The following is a 16,713-nucleotide window of genomic DNA, read 5'->3' as shown; positions in this document are numbered from 1 at the left end:
GATGACCATGACACTACTGGAAATTATGCGCACCTCGAGCGTGATCCCCGTGATTGCAATCGACGATCCTGAACACGCCGTACCGCTGGCGCGCGCGCTGGTGGCGGGCGGCATCCGCGTGCTGGAAGTAACCCTGCGCACCAAGCACGGCCTGGAAGCGATCCGCGCCATGTCGGAAGTACCGGGCGCCATCGTCGGCGTGGGTACCTTGACGCGTCCCGAGGAGTTTGCTCAGGCACGCGATGCGGGCGCCGTGTTTGGCGTCTCGCCAGGCTTGACGTCGGCCCTGGTGGCGGCGGCGAAAAGCAGCGGCCTGCCCTTGCTGCCAGGCGTGATGACGCCAGGCGAAGTGATGGCGGCGCGTGAAAACGGCTTCCAGCAGCTGAAATTGTTCCCGGCCGTGCCGGCGGGCGGCATCGGCATGCTCAACGCGATCTACGGCCCGCTGCCGGACGTGACGTTCTGCCCGACAGGCGGCATCTCGCAAGAGACGGCGTCGCAGTTCCTGGCGCTGAAAAACGTCGCCTGCGTGGGCGGCTCGTGGCTGACGCCGAAAGACGCGATCGCGGCCGGCAACTGGGACCGCATCACGGAAATCGCGAAAGCTGCCAGCGGTTTACGTTCGGTTTAAGCGGTACTTGCGCGGCAGGCTTCCCGCTTGCCGCGCTTTCTTCCCGATTCTTTATGCGCGTCTTGCGCCGCCCCCTCACCATCGGCGAAACCGCCATGGCCCGCAGCGTCTTCCAGGGCGCCATCGACTACGCGCGCGTGCGCGTCGTGCGCGGCTCCTTTCTACCGTTCGGCTTGCAGGATCAGAACACGGCGATGACGCCGCGCGGCAGCCTGCACTTCATGCCGACCCAGTACCGCGACGATTTTTCCCGCGAAGGCAACAGCGGCAAGCTGTTCTTCATCCACGAGATGGTGCACGTGTGGCAGTATCAGCTTGGCTACAGCGTGCTGCTGCATGGCGTGCTGCTGGCGCTGCGCGGCGGCTATATCCGGCAGCGCGCCTACCGTTACGATGCGCAGGGCGGCGGCGTCCTGTCCGACTTCAACATGGAGCAGCAGGGCGACATCATCGCCCACTACTTCGGCGCGCGCCAGCTGGGCATTCCCGCCTACGTCGCCAAGCTGCCGCAGCTGCAGGATATCCTGCAAGGCTTCCTGATCAATCCCGCCGACCGGCGCCTGCTGCCGCGCTGATTTCACCGTTACCGCGCCAGGTTCGACGCCAGGCGCACGTCCGGCGCGCGCAGGCTGGCGGCCGCATCCTTGCCCAGCAATAAACGCAGGTCGGCGCCCGCGCCCACGCCGCTGTCGTCCGCCGCCTGCAGCTGCGGCATGCCGCCCAAGGCCAGGGCCAGGGCGGCGGCCGCCTGCGCATGGCCGGGCCGGTAGACGATGCTGCTGGCCTGGACGCCGTACGGCCGCTGGTTGCCCAGCCGCAGCACGCTGATGCCGATGCCGCCCAGCATGCCGCGCATGCGCGCCGCCATCCCCGTTACGCCATTGCCGTTGATGACTTCCAGTCGTGGCAGGGCTGCCGCCTTCGCTGGCGCCACCGGTTTTGCCGGGACCGGCAAGGCGGCTTGCGCCACTACGGGAGCGTCGCGCCAGCTCAGCGTGAAGATATTCGGCTGCGACTGCGTCAGCTGCAGGCGGCTGGCAGGCGCCGCTGGCGCAGGCGTCGGCGCCAGGTCGGGTGCGATGGTTTCCGCCGCGGTGCCGACCGCATCGACTGTTCCTGCGCTGCGCGCCAGCGCCGCGATGGCGAGATCCAGGTTGGCGCGCGCCGGCTGCTGGCCGTTGTCGAGCTGCAGCGACTGGCGCAGCACGCTGGCCGCCTGCGCGTAATCGCCCTGCAGGTACAGCACGTAGCCGAGATTGTTGTAGGTTCTCGCCGTCGGCGCCTCTTGCGCCAGCGCCTGCAGCATGCCGCGCGCCGTTTCCAGCTGGCCCAGTTGCGCGTGCAGCACGGCGGCGCCATTGCGCGCATCGGCCGAGTCGGGCGTCAATAGCAGGGCTTCGCTGTACGCTGCCATCGCCGCGCGCGAGTCGCCCAGTTCCTGCATGCGCTTGCCCAGCTTGCAGAAAGCGGCCGTGCGGGTGGCGGGGCTGTCATCGATGCGCGCCTGCGGTGGTGCAGTATGGTTGCCCTGGCTGGACGGGCCGGGCAGATGGCCGCAGGCGGGCAGTAGGCCGGTGCAGGCGAGCATGAGCATCAGGGTGGTGTGCTGTGACATGGCGGTTCTCCGGTCAGCTGCCGCTGCCCATGCTGGGCAGGAGCACGCGGTAGATTTGCAGGAAGGCTGGTCCCATCAGGACGACCAGCAGCGAAGGGAAGATGAAAAAGATCAGCGGGAACAGCAGCTTGAGGGCGATCTTCGCCGCTTCTTCCTCGGCAAGCTGGCGGCGTTTGGTGCGCAGCTGGTCCGACTGCACGCGCAGCGAGGAAGCGATGCTGGTGCCGAAGCGTTCGGCCTGGATCAGCATGGCCACCAGCGCGTCGACATCCTCGACGCCCGTGCGCAGGGCCAGGTTGCGCAGCGCCCGCTCCTTGGTATTGCCGGCGCGCAGTTCCAGCATCACCAGGTGCAATTCCTCGGCCAGCACGGCGCTTTTCAGGGCGATCTCGGCCGCCACCCTGGCCAGCGCCGCATCCATGGCCAGGCCCGCTTCCACGCACACCGTCATCAAGTCCAGCGCATCGGGAAAGCTTTCGAAGATGTCGCGCTGGCGCCGCTTGATCATTTGCGCCAGCACGATATTGGGCAGGTAGTAGCCGATGGCGGCCACAATCAGCAGCCAGAACAAGAGAGCTTTGCCTGCCATCTGGCTGCCCGACGCGCTCAGTCCCAGGAACAGCAGCAGCGGCAGGCCGATAGCCAGCATGGTCTTGGCGGAAAAGAACAGGATGGGCGCCGACGCCTGGCGCAGGCCGGCATTCATGAAGCGCCGGCGCATCACGGAGCCTTCCCAGCCCTGGTCGGGCAGCGACAGTTTGGCCAGCGGGCCGCTCAGGCGCACCATGCGCGCCAGCCAGGGGCTGGGCGCGGAGGCGCCAGGCGCGGCCGCGCTCTTGCCGGTGGCGTTGTCCATGCGCTGGCGCAAGGGATCGGGGGCAAAGCTGCGCATGGCCACCAGCACGGTGCCGAAGACGGCAATGAAGAGCAGTGCGAGAAAGGCGAAATGGACGGGATTCATGAGGATTCTCCTTGCGGGCTCAGACACGGATGCGGATGATATTGCGCATGACCAGGATGCCGCACACCATCATCACCAGGGCGCCGACGAGCATCTTGCGTCCGCCCGGATCGACGAACAGCATTTCCAGGAATTGCGGATTGGTCAGCTGGATCATGGCCGCCGCGCCGAAAGGCAGCAGCGACAGGATCCAGGCCGACAGCTTGCCTTCGGCCGACAGCACGCGCACCTGTCCCAGCAGCTTGATGCGCTCGCGGATGATGCGGCTGATGCTGTCGAGCAGTTCGGCCAGGTTGCCGCCCGTTTCGCGCTGGATCAGCACGGCGATGACAAAGTAGCGCAAGTCCGTGCTGGGCACGCGCGTGGCCAGGTTCATCAGGGCGTCCTGCATGGCGATGCCGAAATTGACTTCGTCGAAAGTGGCGCGAAATTCCACGGCCAGCGGCGCGTTCATTTCATCGCCGACCATTTTCAGGGCGGTCGGGAAGGCGTGGCCGGCACGCAGGGCGCGCGCCATCAGGTCCAGCGCATCGGGCAATTGCTGCTCGATGCGCTGCAGGCGCTTGGCCTTGGCGCGCAAGACCACCAGCAGCGGCAGCAGGGCCGCGCCAGCCACCAGCGGCAGGAGCAGCAGCCACGGCACGCTGAAGTAGCTGAGCAGCAAAAACGCGGCGCCGGCCGAAGCCAGCATCACGCCGGCGAAGCTGGCCACGCTCCAGGTCAGGCCCGACTGCTCCAGCAGGCGGTCGAGCGCATGCACGCGGGGCACGCTGAGCAGCACGCGCTGCAGGGCCGGGGTGTCGCTCAGCAGGCGTTTCTTGATCATCGAGCTGCCCGTGTCGCCATGCGCGCCGGCCGACATGATGCGCAGGCGGCGCGCGACCCTTTCCGCTTCCGGGCCGCGCGAGGTGTTCCACGCCAGGTACACGCCCTCGATCAGCAGTACCACGGCGATGAAGGTGAGGATGGCGAATACGTAATAGAGATAGTCCATGATGCTCCCCTTAATGGTACTGGCGGGCGGGATCGAACAGGGTCTCCGGCAGGCTGATGCCGAAGGCGCGCAGGCGCTCCAGGAAACGAGGCCGCACGCCGCTGGCATGGAAATGTCCCTGCACCGTGCCGTCCTCGCCGATGCCCGTCTGGCGGAAGGTGAAGATTTCCTGCATGGTGATCATCTCGCCTTCCATGCCCGTGATTTCCTGGATCGACGTGACCTTGCGCTTGCCGTCCGTCAGGCGCGACACCTGCACCACCACGCTGATGGCCGAACTGATCTGCTGGCGCATGGCTTTGACGGGCAGGGCCGCGGAAGCCATGCTGATCATGTTTTCCAGCCGCGTCAGCGCGTCGCGCGGGGTATTCGCGTGGATGGTGGCCATCGAGCCTTCATGGCCCGTGTTCATGGCGCCCAGCATGTCGAGCGCCTCGGCGCCGCGCACCTCGCCCAGGATGATGCGGTCGGGGCGCATGCGCAGCGCATTGCGCACCAGCGCGCGCTGCGTCACTTCGCCCTTGCCCTCGATGTTCGGCGGGCGCGTTTCCAGGCGTACCACGTGCGGCTGCTGCATCTGCAGTTCGGCCGCGTCTTCAATGGTGACGATGCGCTCGGCCGTGCTGATGAAACCGGAAATCGCATTGAGCATGGTGGTCTTGCCGCTGCCCGTACCGCCCGAGATCAGGATGTTGACCTTGGCCTTGCCCAGCGCCTGCAGGGTGGTGCTCATTTCTTCCGTCAGGCTGTGCTTGAGCAGCAGGTCGGCCAGGCGCAGGGGCTGGGCCGAGAAGCGGCGGATCGACATCACGGGGCCGTCGATGGCCAGCGGCGGGATGATGGCGTTCACGCGCGAACCGTCGGGCAGGCGCGCATCGACCATGGGGCTCGACTCATCGATGCGCCGGCCCACGCGCGAGACGATCTTGTCGATGATTTTCATCAAATGCGCATCGTCGGTGAAGCAGACGTCGCTCAGCTCCAGGCGGCCATGGCGTTCGACATACACCTGGCGGTAGGTGTTGACGAGGATATCGGATACGCCGGGATCGGCCAGCAGCGGTTCGAGCGGGCCGAAGCCGAGCACCTCGTCCTGGATGTCGCGGATCAGCGAGCGCCGTTCCAGCTCGTTGATCACCACATTGTCTTCCGTGAGCACGTCGCTGACGAGGATTTTCAGCTCTTCGCGGATCTGTTCGCGCGACAGGCGCTGCATGCCTTCCAGGTCGACGCGGTCGAGCAGCGCCTGGTGGGTGCGGTGCTTGAGCTGCTGGTAGCTGTGGCTGGCTGCGCCCTGGTGCGCGGCATCGTCATTCAGGCTGGCGTCATCCTGGGCATAGCCCAGGCGGTCCCGCAGGGTGAGTTTTTCGGCAGTCATGGTCGGTCTCCGGTAAAGGTAGGGAATCAGGCGCGCTGTAGGGAATCAAGCGCGCGCCAGCAGCCGCGAAACCCAGCCTTGCGCGGCGGGCGGGGTTTCGCCGGCCAGGCTGGCGGCCAGTTCCTGCAGGGCGCGCGAGACGGCGTTGTGCGGCGTCAGCTTGAGGATGGGCACGCCCTGGCTGACGGAGGCCGCCACCGCTTCGTAGTGGTTGGGGATGGATTTGTAGACGTGCTTGCCATACGCCGCTTCCAGGTCGGCCACGCGGATGCTGTCGCTGCTGGCATAGCGGTTCAGGATCAGGCGGATCTTGTCTTCGCGGTAGCCGAGGCCGCGGAACACGTCGAGCAGGCGCTTGCCGTCGCGCACATACGGCAAGGTTGCCTGCAGCACGGGGAAGATCAGGTCGGCCCGGTCCAGCGCGCGCACGCTGACGGGGTCGAGTCCGCGCCCCACGTCGAGCAGGATGTAGTCGTACTGGCTGCGCGCCAGGGTCAGCAGGCGGTCGATATGGTCGGCTTCGACGTCGGCCGCGTGGGCCGGGTCGTCGGCGGCGGCCAGCACGCTGTAGGCGGGCGTGATCTGGATCATGCTGGCGGCCAGCAGCGAAGCGTCGAGGCGCACGATCTGCTGCGACAGCTGCGACAGGGTGGTGGCCGGCTTGTGGTCCGAGACGAACAGCGCGGCGTCGCCGAACTGCAGGTTCAGGTCGAACAGCGCCACCTTGCGCTGCTCGCCGGCGGCCAGCGCGTAGCCGAGGTTGGCGGCGATGAAGGTGGCGCCGCTGCCGCCCTTGCACGAGACGAAGGCCAGCACCTGGCCCTTGCGCGTGACCTGCTTCTGCAGTTTTTCCTCGATGCGGCGCAAGGCGGCGCACAGGGCCGCGTCGTCGTCCGGCTGCAGCACTTCGCGCACGCCGGCGCGCATCGAGCGCAGCAGGAATTGCGGACTTTGCTGCGGACATTGCACGATGATGGCCAGGTTCGGGTGGCGCCCGCCCAGCAGCTCGAGCTGCTCCAGCTCCACCTCGCCCGTCAGCTCCTGCTCCAGCAGCAGCAAGTCCGGCGTGACGCCGTTGTCGAATACATCCGGTATGCTCGCCAGCAGGGTAACGCGGTCGGTCGCGCTGCGTTCGCGCAGCAAGCGGGTAAGCCGCTTGAGCTGGACTTCATTCTTCGAGACGATGACGATATTCACTTGGTACTCCCCGGTAAAGGTGTTCGGCAAGGCGTTCAGTTGATCTGGAAGCCCAGGCTTTCGGCGTGCATGACCACCACCGAGGCTGGCACGGCAATATTGAGAAAACCGAACAGGCTGACCATCGGCGTGTAGCTGACGTTGTCGATCGACACGCGCACGCTGTCGATGCAGCTGGCCGTGCGCGTGATGTCGCCGCAGGCCGACAGGTTGTCGCCCGGGTCCGTAGGCGGCAAGGTCACTTCGGCGCCGCTCTTGTTCAGGTAGCGGATGGTGATGTTGGCGGCCGTCAGTTCCGGCGCGGCCGGCAGGGCCGTGCCGCCGAACAGGGCCAGGGTCTTGATGGCGTCGGTCTGGTCGATCCAGCGCACCACCGCTTCGCGCGCGGCGCGGCGGCTCACTTCCTGCACCGTGTTGTACAGGTACAGCATGCGGCCGAATTCGAGGATGCCGAACAGCAGGGTGAAAAACAGCAGCGACACCAGGGCGAATTCGACGGCGGCGGCGCCGCGCTGGCGGTCGGTTCGGAGGGCAAGTGGAAGGCGGTGGCGCATGGCGTTCTCCTTACAGCATGTAGCGCATGGTGGTGCGCGGCGAGAGCGGCGTGGCATAGCTGCTGGCCGCGCCGATCACGAACGGCAGGTACTGGCCCACCGACAGCGTGTAGTTGACGACTTCGACGCGGATGCCGCCCGGCGCCGTGCCATCGGTGCAGTTGCTGTCGTTGAACGCCGCGTCCAGGCAGGTCACGGTCACGTTGGCCGTGGCAAAGTCGCTGATGCCGGCGCTGATGGCCGCGTCGACCACCGTCTGTTTGGCGGCCGGCACGCCCTGCGAGGCGATGCCGGCTTTTGCCTTGACGGACATGTTGCGCGCCGCGTCGCGCGTGGCCTTGGTCAGCGCGTCGTAGTACCAGAAGGCGCGGCCGAAGCCGAAGATACCGGCCAGCAGCGTGATCAGCAGGGCCAGCACGATGCCGAATTCGACGGCGGCGCCGCCGCGCTGCCTGAGGGGGGAATGGTGGATGCGCATGGCCGCCTCACTTGTAGAGTTTGATTTCGGAATTCGGCACGGGCTCGATCAGGCCCGCGAATTCGACGTCGAGGCGCTTGGTGCCGCCGCTGAAATCGGCCTTCATCGTCATGAAGAATTTGCCGATGCCGACCGCGTTCATGGTGCCGCACGAAGCCGGCCCCACGGGCGCCGTGCGGCAGTCGACCAGCACCACGTTGAGGATGCGCCGGTTGCGCTGGCCCGGATGGGCCGCCGATGGCGCCTGGAACGTGGGGCCGCTGGTCTGGTTGTATGGCGAAGGCGGAGTACTGGCAGGAAAGCCTGCGCCGGGGCTGACGGGGTAGCTGGCCGTGTCGAAGTAATTCGCCTTGGCCGTGCTGTACATGGGGTTGGCATTGCCGTCCGCGACGCTGTATGCCGTGCCGGCCTTGGCCGGGGTGGCGCCATTGCTTTGATAGGCGGGGCCGTACGACCACAGCACGCCATAGCCGGAGAATTGGGCGAATGTGGCCGAGGGGGCCGGGACGCTGCCGGCGGACGGCAGCTGGTAATTCGGCTTGTTGCCGGCCAGGCTGACCGGCTGCTGGCTGGGCAGGGTGCTGGCGCCCGGCTGCATCCAGCCCGTGGGCGGCGAGTTGGCGGCAGCGGCGACGCAGGGCGACGCGGCGCCCACGCAAGGATATTCCTTGATGTTGGTGTCGGGCGGCGCCGTCGCGGGGTCGCACACGGACGGTCCGCCGTAATCGTCGAAGCGCGAATTGAGCGAGGCGGCCAGCGACGCCGTCAGCCCCGTGTTCGTGTACACCTGGCCCGTGCCGCTGGTGATGACGGCGCTGCTGCCCGTGCACATGAATGGCGCGGTCGAGGCGGCGCTCGAATGCGAGGCGCTGCAGCTGCCGGGCGGCGCGTCGACGGGGTTGATCAGATAGGGATCGGACGGGCCGCCCAGCGGATTGAGGCCGAACAGGTTGTAGGTGACGCCGCGGCGGAAACCGAATTCCAGCAGTTCCGTCAGGCCCGTGCCGGCCGGCGCGGCCGGATACGTGTATTGCGCCGTCTTGTTGGCCGGATCGACGGCGCACACGCCGATCGGCGTGACGTCGTTGACGAAGCGCCCCGCCACGGCCACGCCCGAGGTGCTGGTGCTGGCGATGCCGGCGATGCCCATCAGGTAGGTGGCGAAGGTCTTGCTGCCCGTGTCGACGCGGATGAAGGTCTGGCCCTGGGGACTGGTGCGGGCGCTGGCGCCGGACGACCAGGGGCCGTCCGGGCTGGGGCCGAACTCGATGTTGGCGGCAGTGATGGTCAGCGCGGTGGAAAAATCGTAGCGGTTCTTTTGCGCGATGGCGATGGCCTTGGCCTGCGCATTGTCGATGCCGGTGGCGCTTTGATTGAGCTCCACGGCGCCGGCCAGGGCGGCGCTGTCGGCGCCGTTCTGCAGTTCCGTCTTGGCGATGTACAGGTGGCCCAGGTCCAGCACCAGGCCGCCCATGGCAAACAGCACCACCAGGGTCAGCCCCAGCACGATGGCGATCGCGCCCTGCTGCTTGTCGTGCCTGCGAAATGCGGTGTTCATGGCTGTCTCCTGGGTGGCCTGGGGTGGGGGCATCGCGGGATTGGCGCCTACTGGCGTCCGCCCACGCCGATGGTGAAGACATTCGGTTGCGGTTCCGGCGCCGCAAACGATTTCTGGTAGCGCTGGTAGGCGCTGACGCCGGCCTTGCCGTCGATGCCGCTGACCGGGTTGGCATTGCGGTAGGCGTCCGGATACATGATCTGCTGCGCCTTGAGCAGGGCCACCGATTCGCCGAAGTGCGAATCGAGCACGGGCGTGGTGGTGGCGGCGCAACCGGACAGCAGGACCAGCAGAGACAGCAGGGTGGCGCAAGGCAGGCTATGTGCGGTTTTCATGGTGTTCTCCTATTTGAGGTCGAAGCCGGCGGCAGGCTGTGGCGCGGCCGCTTGCGGCTGCATGGGCGCTGGTGCCGCTGTGGGCGCCGGTGCGCTGCCTTCCATTTTTCCCTGCATGAACATGTCGCCGCGCGTCGGCTGGATGTAGCCGTCGGTGGGCAGCTTGTAGTCGGGCGGCAGCGGCTTGACCAGGTGCGGCGTGATGATGAAGACCAGTTCCGAACGGTCCGTCTGGAAGTCCGTGCTGCGGAACAGGGCGCCCAGCACGGGCACTTCGCCCAGGCCCGGCAGGGCCTTGATATTGCTGGTCACATTGTTCTTGATCAGGCCGCCGATGGCGAAGCTCTGGCCGTCGAACAGCTGCACCGTGGTGGTGGCGCGCCGCGTCGTAAACGAAGGCAGGATGGCCGTGGCCGAGATGCCGGTGGCGGTGATGCCGATGCCGTCCTTGTTCAGGTCCGACACTTCCGGCGCCACCTTCAGGTTGATGCGCCCCCCTTCGAGCACGGTGGGCGTGAATTTCACGGCCACGCCGAACTCCTTCTCTTCCAGCGTGATGGTGGGCACGCCGTTATTGTTGGTCTGGCTGACGGGGATGAAGATCTTGCCGCCGGCCAGGAAGCTGGCCTCCTGGCCGCTGATGGCCATGATGTTCGGTTCGGCCAGCACCTTGATCAGACCATCGCGTTTTTGCGCGTCGAGGTTGAAGAAGTTGTTCTTGCTGGCGCCGCTCAAGCCGCTGGGATTGTTGCTGAGCAGGCTGGACAGCAGTGAGTACGACCAGCTGCCGATGGTCTTGTTGATGCCCAGGCTGGCGCCCAGCTGGTCGACCAGCACCTTCGACACTTCGGCCACCTTCACTTCCAGCATCACCTGTTGCGGCGCGGCGATCGACAGCAGGTTGATCACGCGCGGCATGTTCGCATCGGGCGCGGCGGCGGGAGCGGCAGCGGCGGCGCCTGCTGCTGGCGCTGCACCGGAGGCGGCGCTGCCGCTGCGGCTGCTGCGCTGCACATAGGCGTTGGCCAGCGACAGGGCCTGGTCGGCCTTGACGACATCGCTGACCATGCCCGACAGGATCAGGGTGTCGCCCGCCACCGTGACGTTGATCTTTTCGTTCGGCAGCAGTTCGGCCATGCGCGCCTGCAGGCTGCTGCTGTCGATGCCGACGGCCAGGTCGATGATGGTGGCGTCATTGCTCTTGTTCCACAGGATCAGGTTGGTGGTGCCGACGGAGCGGCCCAGCAGGTAGACCTCGTTGGGATTGAGCAGGATGACGTCGGCGATGCGCGGGTCGCCGACGGACATGCGGCTGGCGGCGAACGGCAGGCGCATCAGGGTCGACTTGCCTTCGGCCAGGCTCATTTGCGGCGCCATTTCGGTGCGCCCGGCGCGCGATTCGCTTTGCGGCGGCGTGGCCTTGGGGCGGGCCGTGGCACGGCTGCTCCTGGCGGCGCCCGTTTCGGCGGCAGTGGCGGTGGCGGCAACGGGTTCGCTGCGTGCCTGGGGCGCCAGGGCGCCGATCATGGCGAGGGCAAGCGCCAGGCTGAGTACCCGGCTTCCGCTTGCTGTGCAATATGTGCTCATGGCGTGACTCCTCTGGTGCAGGTTAGAATTGTTGGGAGCTGCGTTCCAGCCCCTTGATGACATCGACCCGTGGGCCGGCCTGTGGCGCGGGTGCGGCGGCGGGACGGCGGCGTGGCAGCGGCTTGGCTTGCACCATGGCGGCGGGGGCTGCCATGGCGACCTTTTCATCGAGCAGGCTGGACTTGGTGGCGCCTTCCGTGTTGACGGGTTTGTCCTCGATCTGGTTGCGCAGCACCAGCGACAGGGTGCCCACGCTGCGTGCCAGGTCGAGTTTTTCCGCCTGGTCGGGCGTCAGCTCCAGGGTCACGGCGTTGACCACCTTGGGCTTGGTGTCGTCGCGGCTCGATTCCTGGGCGATGGCCAGCACGAGGATGCGTTCGAGCACGATCTTGGAAATGTTCGGGTCGCGGTCCGGCGTCTTGCGGGCCCCTTCGCCCTGGGTGTTGACGAGGATGTCGACAAAGTTGCCGGGCAGGGCGAAGCCGGCCACGCCCACCACATCGTTGACGCGCACGGTCATGGCGCGCTTGCCTTCGGCGACGACGGCCGACAGGCCGCCTTGCGTGCCGGGAGGCGCCAGCTTGCCTTCCATGATCGGTTCGCCGTGCTGGATGCTGGTGCGCGTGACGCGCGTTTCCAGCAGTTTCGGATCGTTGATGGCGCCCGGCGGCAGCGCGTTCGATGGCCAGTCCACCATGCGCACCATGTCGGGCGTGAGGCGCGCCCCCAGGCTGATGTCGACCTGGGCCACGGCCACCTTGTTGATGTTGCCCGAGGCTTGGGCATTGATCCAGCGCGCGGCCACGATGACCGCGGCGAACGCCAGGATGACCGCAATGGCCATCATCGTCAGAGCGCGTGCGTTTCTCATTTTGCTTCCCCTTTGTGCTGGACCGCTGCCGGTCCGTTATGTGTGCTTGCAAGGTCGTCATCGCTGCCGAAATAGTTTTTCCATGCCCAGAACAGCACTTCCGGCGACAGCTGTGCCGCGTGGTCTTCATAGCGCGCCTGGTCGCAGATCTGCGCCAGGATGTCGCGCGGATAGCAGGCCAGCAGGGGCCGTCCGTACTGGCTGTGCAGGTGCAGCAGGTAGGTGTAGGAGGCTTCGTCGAAATTGATGCCCAGCTGGGCGCAGGTGCTGCGGAACACGGCCAGGTAGTGGTAGGCGCTCAGGGGGCCGACGTGGATCTTGTAGCCGATGCGGCGCAGGAAGGAGTCGTCGGCCAGGTGCTGCGGCGCCAGGTTCGACGAGAACACGACGATGACGTCGAAGGGCACGGGGAACTTGTAGCCCGTGTGCAGCGACAGGTAATCGATGTGGCGCGCCATCGGCACGATCCAGCGGTTCATCAGTTCCACGGGCGAGCAGCGCTGGCGGCCCAGGTCGTCGATGATGAAGATGCCGTTGTTGGCCTTCAGGTGCGGCGGCGCCTGGTACAAACGCGTGCCCTGGTCGAATTGCAGGTCCAGCATGTCGAGCGTCAGCTCGCCGCCCGTCAGCACGGCGGGGCGCTCGGCGCGCACCCAGCGGGGATCGGACGGCACGAGGCCTTTGCTTGACACGGTGTGCAGCATGGGGTCGAGGAAGGGCAGCACTTCGCCGTCGACCATCACGGCATGGGGCAGGGCGATGGCGCCGCTGAGCAGGCCGTTCAGGCGCTCGGCCAGGTAGCTCTTGCCGCTGCCGGCGGGACCGTGGAAGAACAGGGCGCGTCCGGAATTCATGGCCGCGCCCAGCTGGTCGAGCACGGCCGAACTGGCCACCACGTCGCGGAACTCGCGCTGCACGTCGTCGCGGGTGACATGCATGTCCGCCACGCTTTGCGCCAGCACCTGGTTGCTGTAGTCGGACAGGGTGACGGGGGCGGGGCCGCTGTAGGCGTTGCGGCGCATGTACTCGGCGGCGCGCAGGCGGCCCTGGTCGCCCAGCAGGTAAGACAGGTCGGCGTCGGTGCCGCTGCCGCCGTTGCGGCGCGCTTCGCACAGCTTTTCGGCGCGCATGAAGGTGAGCAGCGGTTCGAGCACGCCAGCGCCCAGTTTCACGTGCGTCGACAGGGCGGGCAGGCCGATCTGGCCGCGCAGGAAGAGTATCTTGACCAGCAGTTCGACCAGGAACAGGAAGGGCAATCCCGTTTCCTCGACCGTGCGGGGGGCGCGCTTGGCCGCCGGTTCGACGCCGCCGCCGTCGCTGCGTTCTGGATAGGTGTCAGGCATGATGGGTGCTCCTCTTGCTCGGGTGGCCGGATGTCAGAAGATGAAGGGCAGCAGGCGGTACTTCACCTGGCGCATGTAGACGCGATAGCGCACGTCGGTGGACAGGAAACGCTCTTCGCGCAGCAGGCGCATCACCATCATCGTCATCGTCGCAACATAGATGACGGTGTTGGCGAACGAGGTGTTGGCCAGCAGGTAGCCGCTCAGGGAAATCAGGTAGCTGGCATACAGCGGATGGCGTATCACGCGATAGACGCCGCCCGTCTTGATGTCGCGCTGCGCCGCTACCAGGCCGAAGCTGCGGTTCAGCGACAGCAGGCCGGCGATCTGCAGCAGGCTGCCGACGGCCAGCAGGTAGCGCGCGCCGGGCCAGATGGCCATGTCGGCAGGTGAGAGGAGGAAGGGCGCGAAGGTGGCGCCGATGGCCAGCAGCCAGTCGCCCGCATCGGTGGAAACGCTGACGGGGGCCGTGCGCACGATGAAGAACAGGGCGGCCAGGGTTTCGGCGGCGCAGAACAGCAGATAGCTCCAGTCGCCGCTGTGCAGATAGCCCACCACGTGCGCGCTGGCGAAGAACGTCCACAGGCAAGCCATGGCGATGCTGGTGAACAGGCTGGCGTGGCGCGAGTGGCAGAGGGTGGCGAGGGTATCCATGGTCAGGTCCTGTCGTGGTTGGTGGTTGGCGCGGCGCGTTTCAGCGCAGGCTCCACAGGTGGGTGTAGTGCAGGAAGACCTGCAGCAGGGTGCCGCTGGCAATGGCGAAAGCGTAGGCCAGCTTGCCGGTGGCAGGCGGCGGTTCGGCGATCGTGGCGGCGCCGCCGGCCAGGCTGTGCAGCAGCGCGCCCAGCATCATGTGATAGGTGTTTTTGAGCACCTGGCGCAGGCGCTGGCCGGCCAGCGCGGCGGCCAGGGCCAGCACGCCGCCGCACAGGAAGGTCAGCAAGGCCGCTTCGAGCACGGCGTCGGGACCCAGGAAGGCGCCGCACATGGCCATCAGCTTGACGTCGCCGGCGCCCAGGGCGCGCAGCAGATACATGGGCAGCAGCAGGGCCAGTCCGGTGGCGGCGCCGGCCAGCGCCTGCAGTAGTCCCAGGCCGCCGAAGGAAGCGTCGAACAGGCCGGCGCCGGATGCCACGAAACTGTTGATGATCAGCCCTGCCAAGGTGCCCCACAGCACCAGCCGGTTCGGGATGCGGCGCGTGCGCAGGTCGTGCCAAAGGGCGGCAGCGAGCAGGGCGGCCAGCACGGCAAGGCACAGCAGCATGGGCAGGTGGGCGTTCATGACGTCAATCCTTCCTTGCCCATGCAGGGCGCCGTGGCCACGTGCATGGCCGGTGCCGCGGCCTGGCTGCCCAGCAGCCGTCCTACCAGGCGCCATACGAGCGCCGCGCCGGCCGCGCCCACATAGCCGTCGAGCGCATAGTGCCAGCCCAGGTGGATGGAGCCGAGCAGTATCAGTACGGCGAAGGCGGACAGGGCGATCCCGGCGGCGCGGTTGACGTTCCAGCCCACGATGGCCATCAGCACGGCCGTGGCCACATGCATGCTGGGCATGGCGGAGATGCCCAGTTCGCCGTGCGCGCCCTTGCTTTGATAGCCTTGCCACAGCATTTCCTGCACCTGCAGGGCCCAGACGGGAACGTGCTGGTTGGCCTCATGCAGGTAGGCCATCAGCGGCGCATACGGGTCGCTGGCATGCAGGTGGCCGTAGTAGCAGGGACCGACCGAGGCAAACAGCACGGCCAGGATGCTGCCCAGGGCGATCCAGGTCAGCGCAAAGCTGAGCAGGAACTGCATGCGCAGCAGCGGGCGGCGCGTGTCGAGGATGAGCCAGTACAGGATGGCGTAGAACAGGAAGAACCAGAAGTGGTAGCTGAAGTTGAGCAAGCCCGTGACGAGCGGGTGGCCCAGCAGCGGCTGCAGCCTTTCCCATGGGGCCTTGCCGCCATGCAGCGCGATATCCCAGGCGGACAGGGTGGCATCCCAAGTGTAGGGATGCAGGCGCGGGATGGCGCCCTTGATAACGGTGAAGCTGGAGGCGAAGACGGGGATCAGCAGCATGGCCGGCAGCGCGTGCAGCAGGCGCTCGTTGCTCAGGTAGCGGCGCAGATCGTGGTACAGATAATGGCACAGGCGGTGCGGGCGTTTCATCACCATGACGTGGATGGTGTAGCCGCACAGGATGAAGACGGGACCCGTGAGGATGGCCACGAGGAAGCCGGCCAGCACGTTGAGGGTGTCCGATGCGCTGGGCAGGCCGCCGGCCAGCAAGGTCGCCACGGCGGCGTACGCCAGCACGATCAGCAGCAGGGCGCGGTGGGTGCGCAGCGAGGCGAGCAGGGTGTTCATGACAGGGCCAGGACCACTTGGTCCTTGACGTAGACAAACAGCAGCTTGACCTGGTCGCCAAGCAAGGTGATCGTGACCACCAGCACTGCCGCGATCAGGCCCGCCAGCAGCGCGTATTCGATCGCTGTGACGGCGGACTCGTCGGATAAACGGCTGAAGAGAGATTTCACGATGGGCCTCGCTATGCGTTCGTCAAGGTGGGCGTGCCGGGAATGGGGGGAAGCGTAGTCCGGGCTGGCGCTGGGCCGGCCCGGACAGCACCGCGTCAGGCATTGGCGGTGGTCAGCTTGGTGCCGATGGTGCTGAAGGTTTTTTTCAGCTGCGTGCCGACGATGGTGATGGCGGCGATGATCACGACGGCAATCAGGGCAGCGATCAGGCCGTACTCGATTGCGGTGACGCCATCTTCTTCGCGGATAAAGTTTTTGATGAGGTTCATGACAACTCCTGGTGTGGTTAAGGTACGGCGGTGGGTAAAACGGCATGACAGTGTTGCTTCCTGCTGCTACGACCTGGCGTGCTCATGGGCTTTCGCCCAGTGCCAGCAGTCCGATGATGCACACCACCGCCATGAGGGCCGCCACCAGGGCATAGCGGTAGAACGCAGCCTTTTCCTTGCCCTGCAAATAGGTGATCAGGGCGGTCGGAAGAAACTTGTCAAGGCGCATGCTGTGCTCCGTGTCGTGGTGGGCCGTGCGGTGATTTGCACTCCGGTAAATCCACTATAGAAGTTGGCACCTTGATCTACATCAGAAGAACATCCTTTTATTGCAAGGAGGAACTGCTTGTTTTTTTCGTGACAATTGTCATGGTCGAGTTTGGCGCGCAGACGCAACGGCCGTGCCGGTGGCTGGCGCAGGGG

General features: G+C 66.5%; 20 protein-coding genes. 2 read left to right on the top strand and 18 right to left on the bottom strand.

The genetic code is table 11. The features are described 5' to 3' along the window. The first annotated feature begins 1 nt into the window (after position 1). Positions 2–631: a bifunctional 4-hydroxy-2-oxoglutarate aldolase/2-dehydro-3-deoxy-phosphogluconate aldolase gene (locus GYK42_RS19250; protein ID WP_092710928.1), complete on the top strand. Its 630-nt coding sequence runs from the start codon at positions 2–4 to the stop codon at positions 629–631. A gap of 53 nt (positions 632–684) precedes the next feature. Next, a complete protein-coding gene (locus GYK42_RS19245) occupies positions 685–1,206 on the top strand; it encodes a type IV secretion protein Rhs (protein ID WP_166448818.1) in 522 nt (173 codons plus the stop codon). Positions 1,207–1,214: 8 nt separating this feature from the next. On the opposite strand, the gene GYK42_RS19240 is transcribed toward GYK42_RS19245, so the two are convergent. From GYK42_RS19240 to GYK42_RS19155, 18 genes are all read right to left on the bottom strand, one after another. After that, the gene (locus tag GYK42_RS19240; protein ID WP_166448817.1) at positions 1,215–2,246 is read right to left on the bottom strand and encodes a LytR C-terminal domain-containing protein; all 1,032 of its coding nucleotides are present in this window, start codon (positions 2,244–2,246) and stop codon (positions 1,215–1,217) included. A gap of 13 nt (positions 2,247–2,259) precedes the next feature. Next, a complete protein-coding gene (locus GYK42_RS19235) occupies positions 2,260–3,207 on the bottom strand; it encodes a type II secretion system F family protein (protein WP_046685891.1) in 948 nt (315 codons plus the stop codon). 19 nt (positions 3,208–3,226) lie between these two features. Next, a complete protein-coding gene (locus GYK42_RS19230; RefSeq protein WP_046685890.1) occupies positions 3,227–4,201 on the bottom strand; it encodes a type II secretion system F family protein in 975 nt (324 codons plus the stop codon). 10 nt (positions 4,202–4,211) lie between these two features. After that, positions 4,212–5,579 carry a CpaF family protein gene (locus GYK42_RS19225; RefSeq protein WP_046685889.1) on the bottom strand — a complete coding sequence of 456 codons (1,368 nt, stop codon included), beginning with the start codon at positions 5,577–5,579 and terminating at the stop codon, positions 4,212–4,214. A gap of 45 nt (positions 5,580–5,624) precedes the next feature. Beyond that, positions 5,625–6,776: an AAA family ATPase gene (locus GYK42_RS19220; protein ID WP_166448816.1), complete on the bottom strand. Its 1,152-nt coding sequence runs from the start codon at positions 6,774–6,776 to the stop codon at positions 5,625–5,627. 35 nt (positions 6,777–6,811) lie between these two features. Continuing rightward, positions 6,812–7,330, bottom strand: a complete 519-nt coding sequence (locus tag GYK42_RS19215; RefSeq protein WP_166448815.1) for a TadE/TadG family type IV pilus assembly protein — start codon at positions 7,328–7,330, stop codon at positions 6,812–6,814. Between the two features lie 10 nt (positions 7,331–7,340). Next, positions 7,341–7,808, bottom strand: a complete 468-nt coding sequence (locus GYK42_RS19210) for a TadE/TadG family type IV pilus assembly protein (protein ID WP_166448814.1) — start codon at positions 7,806–7,808, stop codon at positions 7,341–7,343. Positions 7,809–7,815: 7 nt separating this feature from the next. Further along, positions 7,816–9,366, bottom strand: a complete 1,551-nt coding sequence (locus GYK42_RS19205) for a Tad domain-containing protein (RefSeq protein ID WP_166448813.1) — start codon at positions 9,364–9,366, stop codon at positions 7,816–7,818. A gap of 47 nt (positions 9,367–9,413) precedes the next feature. After that, entirely contained in the window at positions 9,414–9,701 is a 288-nt protein-coding gene (locus GYK42_RS19200; protein WP_166448812.1) for a hypothetical protein, read from the bottom strand. A gap of 9 nt (positions 9,702–9,710) precedes the next feature. Further along, positions 9,711–11,288, bottom strand: coding sequence for a type II and III secretion system protein family protein (locus GYK42_RS19195; protein ID WP_166448811.1), 1,578 nt, complete (start codon positions 11,286–11,288; stop codon positions 9,711–9,713). 22 nt (positions 11,289–11,310) lie between these two features. After that, positions 11,311–12,159 carry a Flp pilus assembly protein CpaB gene (gene cpaB / locus GYK42_RS19190; protein WP_058049598.1) on the bottom strand — a complete coding sequence of 283 codons (849 nt, stop codon included), beginning with the start codon at positions 12,157–12,159 and terminating at the stop codon, positions 11,311–11,313. Further along, the gene (locus GYK42_RS19185; RefSeq protein ID WP_205711469.1) at positions 12,156–13,502 is read right to left on the bottom strand and encodes an ATP-binding protein; all 1,347 of its coding nucleotides are present in this window, start codon (positions 13,500–13,502) and stop codon (positions 12,156–12,158) included. The genes cpaB and GYK42_RS19185 overlap by 4 nt, the downstream gene beginning before the upstream one ends. Before the next feature lie 33 nt (positions 13,503–13,535). Continuing rightward, positions 13,536–14,156, bottom strand: coding sequence for a methyltransferase family protein (locus tag GYK42_RS19180; RefSeq protein WP_046685882.1), 621 nt, complete (start codon positions 14,154–14,156; stop codon positions 13,536–13,538). A gap of 40 nt (positions 14,157–14,196) precedes the next feature. Then, a complete protein-coding gene (locus GYK42_RS19175) occupies positions 14,197–14,784 on the bottom strand; it encodes an A24 family peptidase (protein ID WP_205711468.1) in 588 nt (195 codons plus the stop codon). Then, positions 14,781–15,851: a phosphatase PAP2 family protein gene (locus tag GYK42_RS19170; protein WP_166448810.1), complete on the bottom strand. Its 1,071-nt coding sequence runs from the start codon at positions 15,849–15,851 to the stop codon at positions 14,781–14,783. Before GYK42_RS19170 ends, GYK42_RS19175 begins: the two co-directional genes overlap by 4 nt. Then, complete coding sequence (locus tag GYK42_RS29680; protein ID WP_082127904.1) at positions 15,848–16,021, bottom strand: Flp family type IVb pilin; 174 nt, start codon at positions 16,019–16,021, stop codon at positions 15,848–15,850. The genes GYK42_RS19170 and GYK42_RS29680 overlap by 4 nt, the downstream gene beginning before the upstream one ends. 95 nt (positions 16,022–16,116) lie before the next feature. Then, entirely contained in the window at positions 16,117–16,290 is a 174-nt protein-coding gene (locus GYK42_RS19160) for a Flp family type IVb pilin (protein WP_070222439.1), read from the bottom strand. A gap of 82 nt (positions 16,291–16,372) precedes the next feature. Then, positions 16,373–16,519 carry a hypothetical protein gene (locus GYK42_RS19155; RefSeq protein ID WP_157814672.1) on the bottom strand — a complete coding sequence of 49 codons (147 nt, stop codon included), beginning with the start codon at positions 16,517–16,519 and terminating at the stop codon, positions 16,373–16,375. Positions 16,520–16,713 lie beyond the last annotated feature (194 nt).

Source organism: Janthinobacterium lividum, from assembly GCF_011601275.1.
Lineage (GTDB): Bacteria > Pseudomonadota > Gammaproteobacteria > Burkholderiales > Burkholderiaceae_D > Janthinobacterium > Janthinobacterium lividum_E.
Note: the sequence above shows the minus strand (reverse complement) of the source record. Positions and strands in the feature narration are given on the sequence as shown.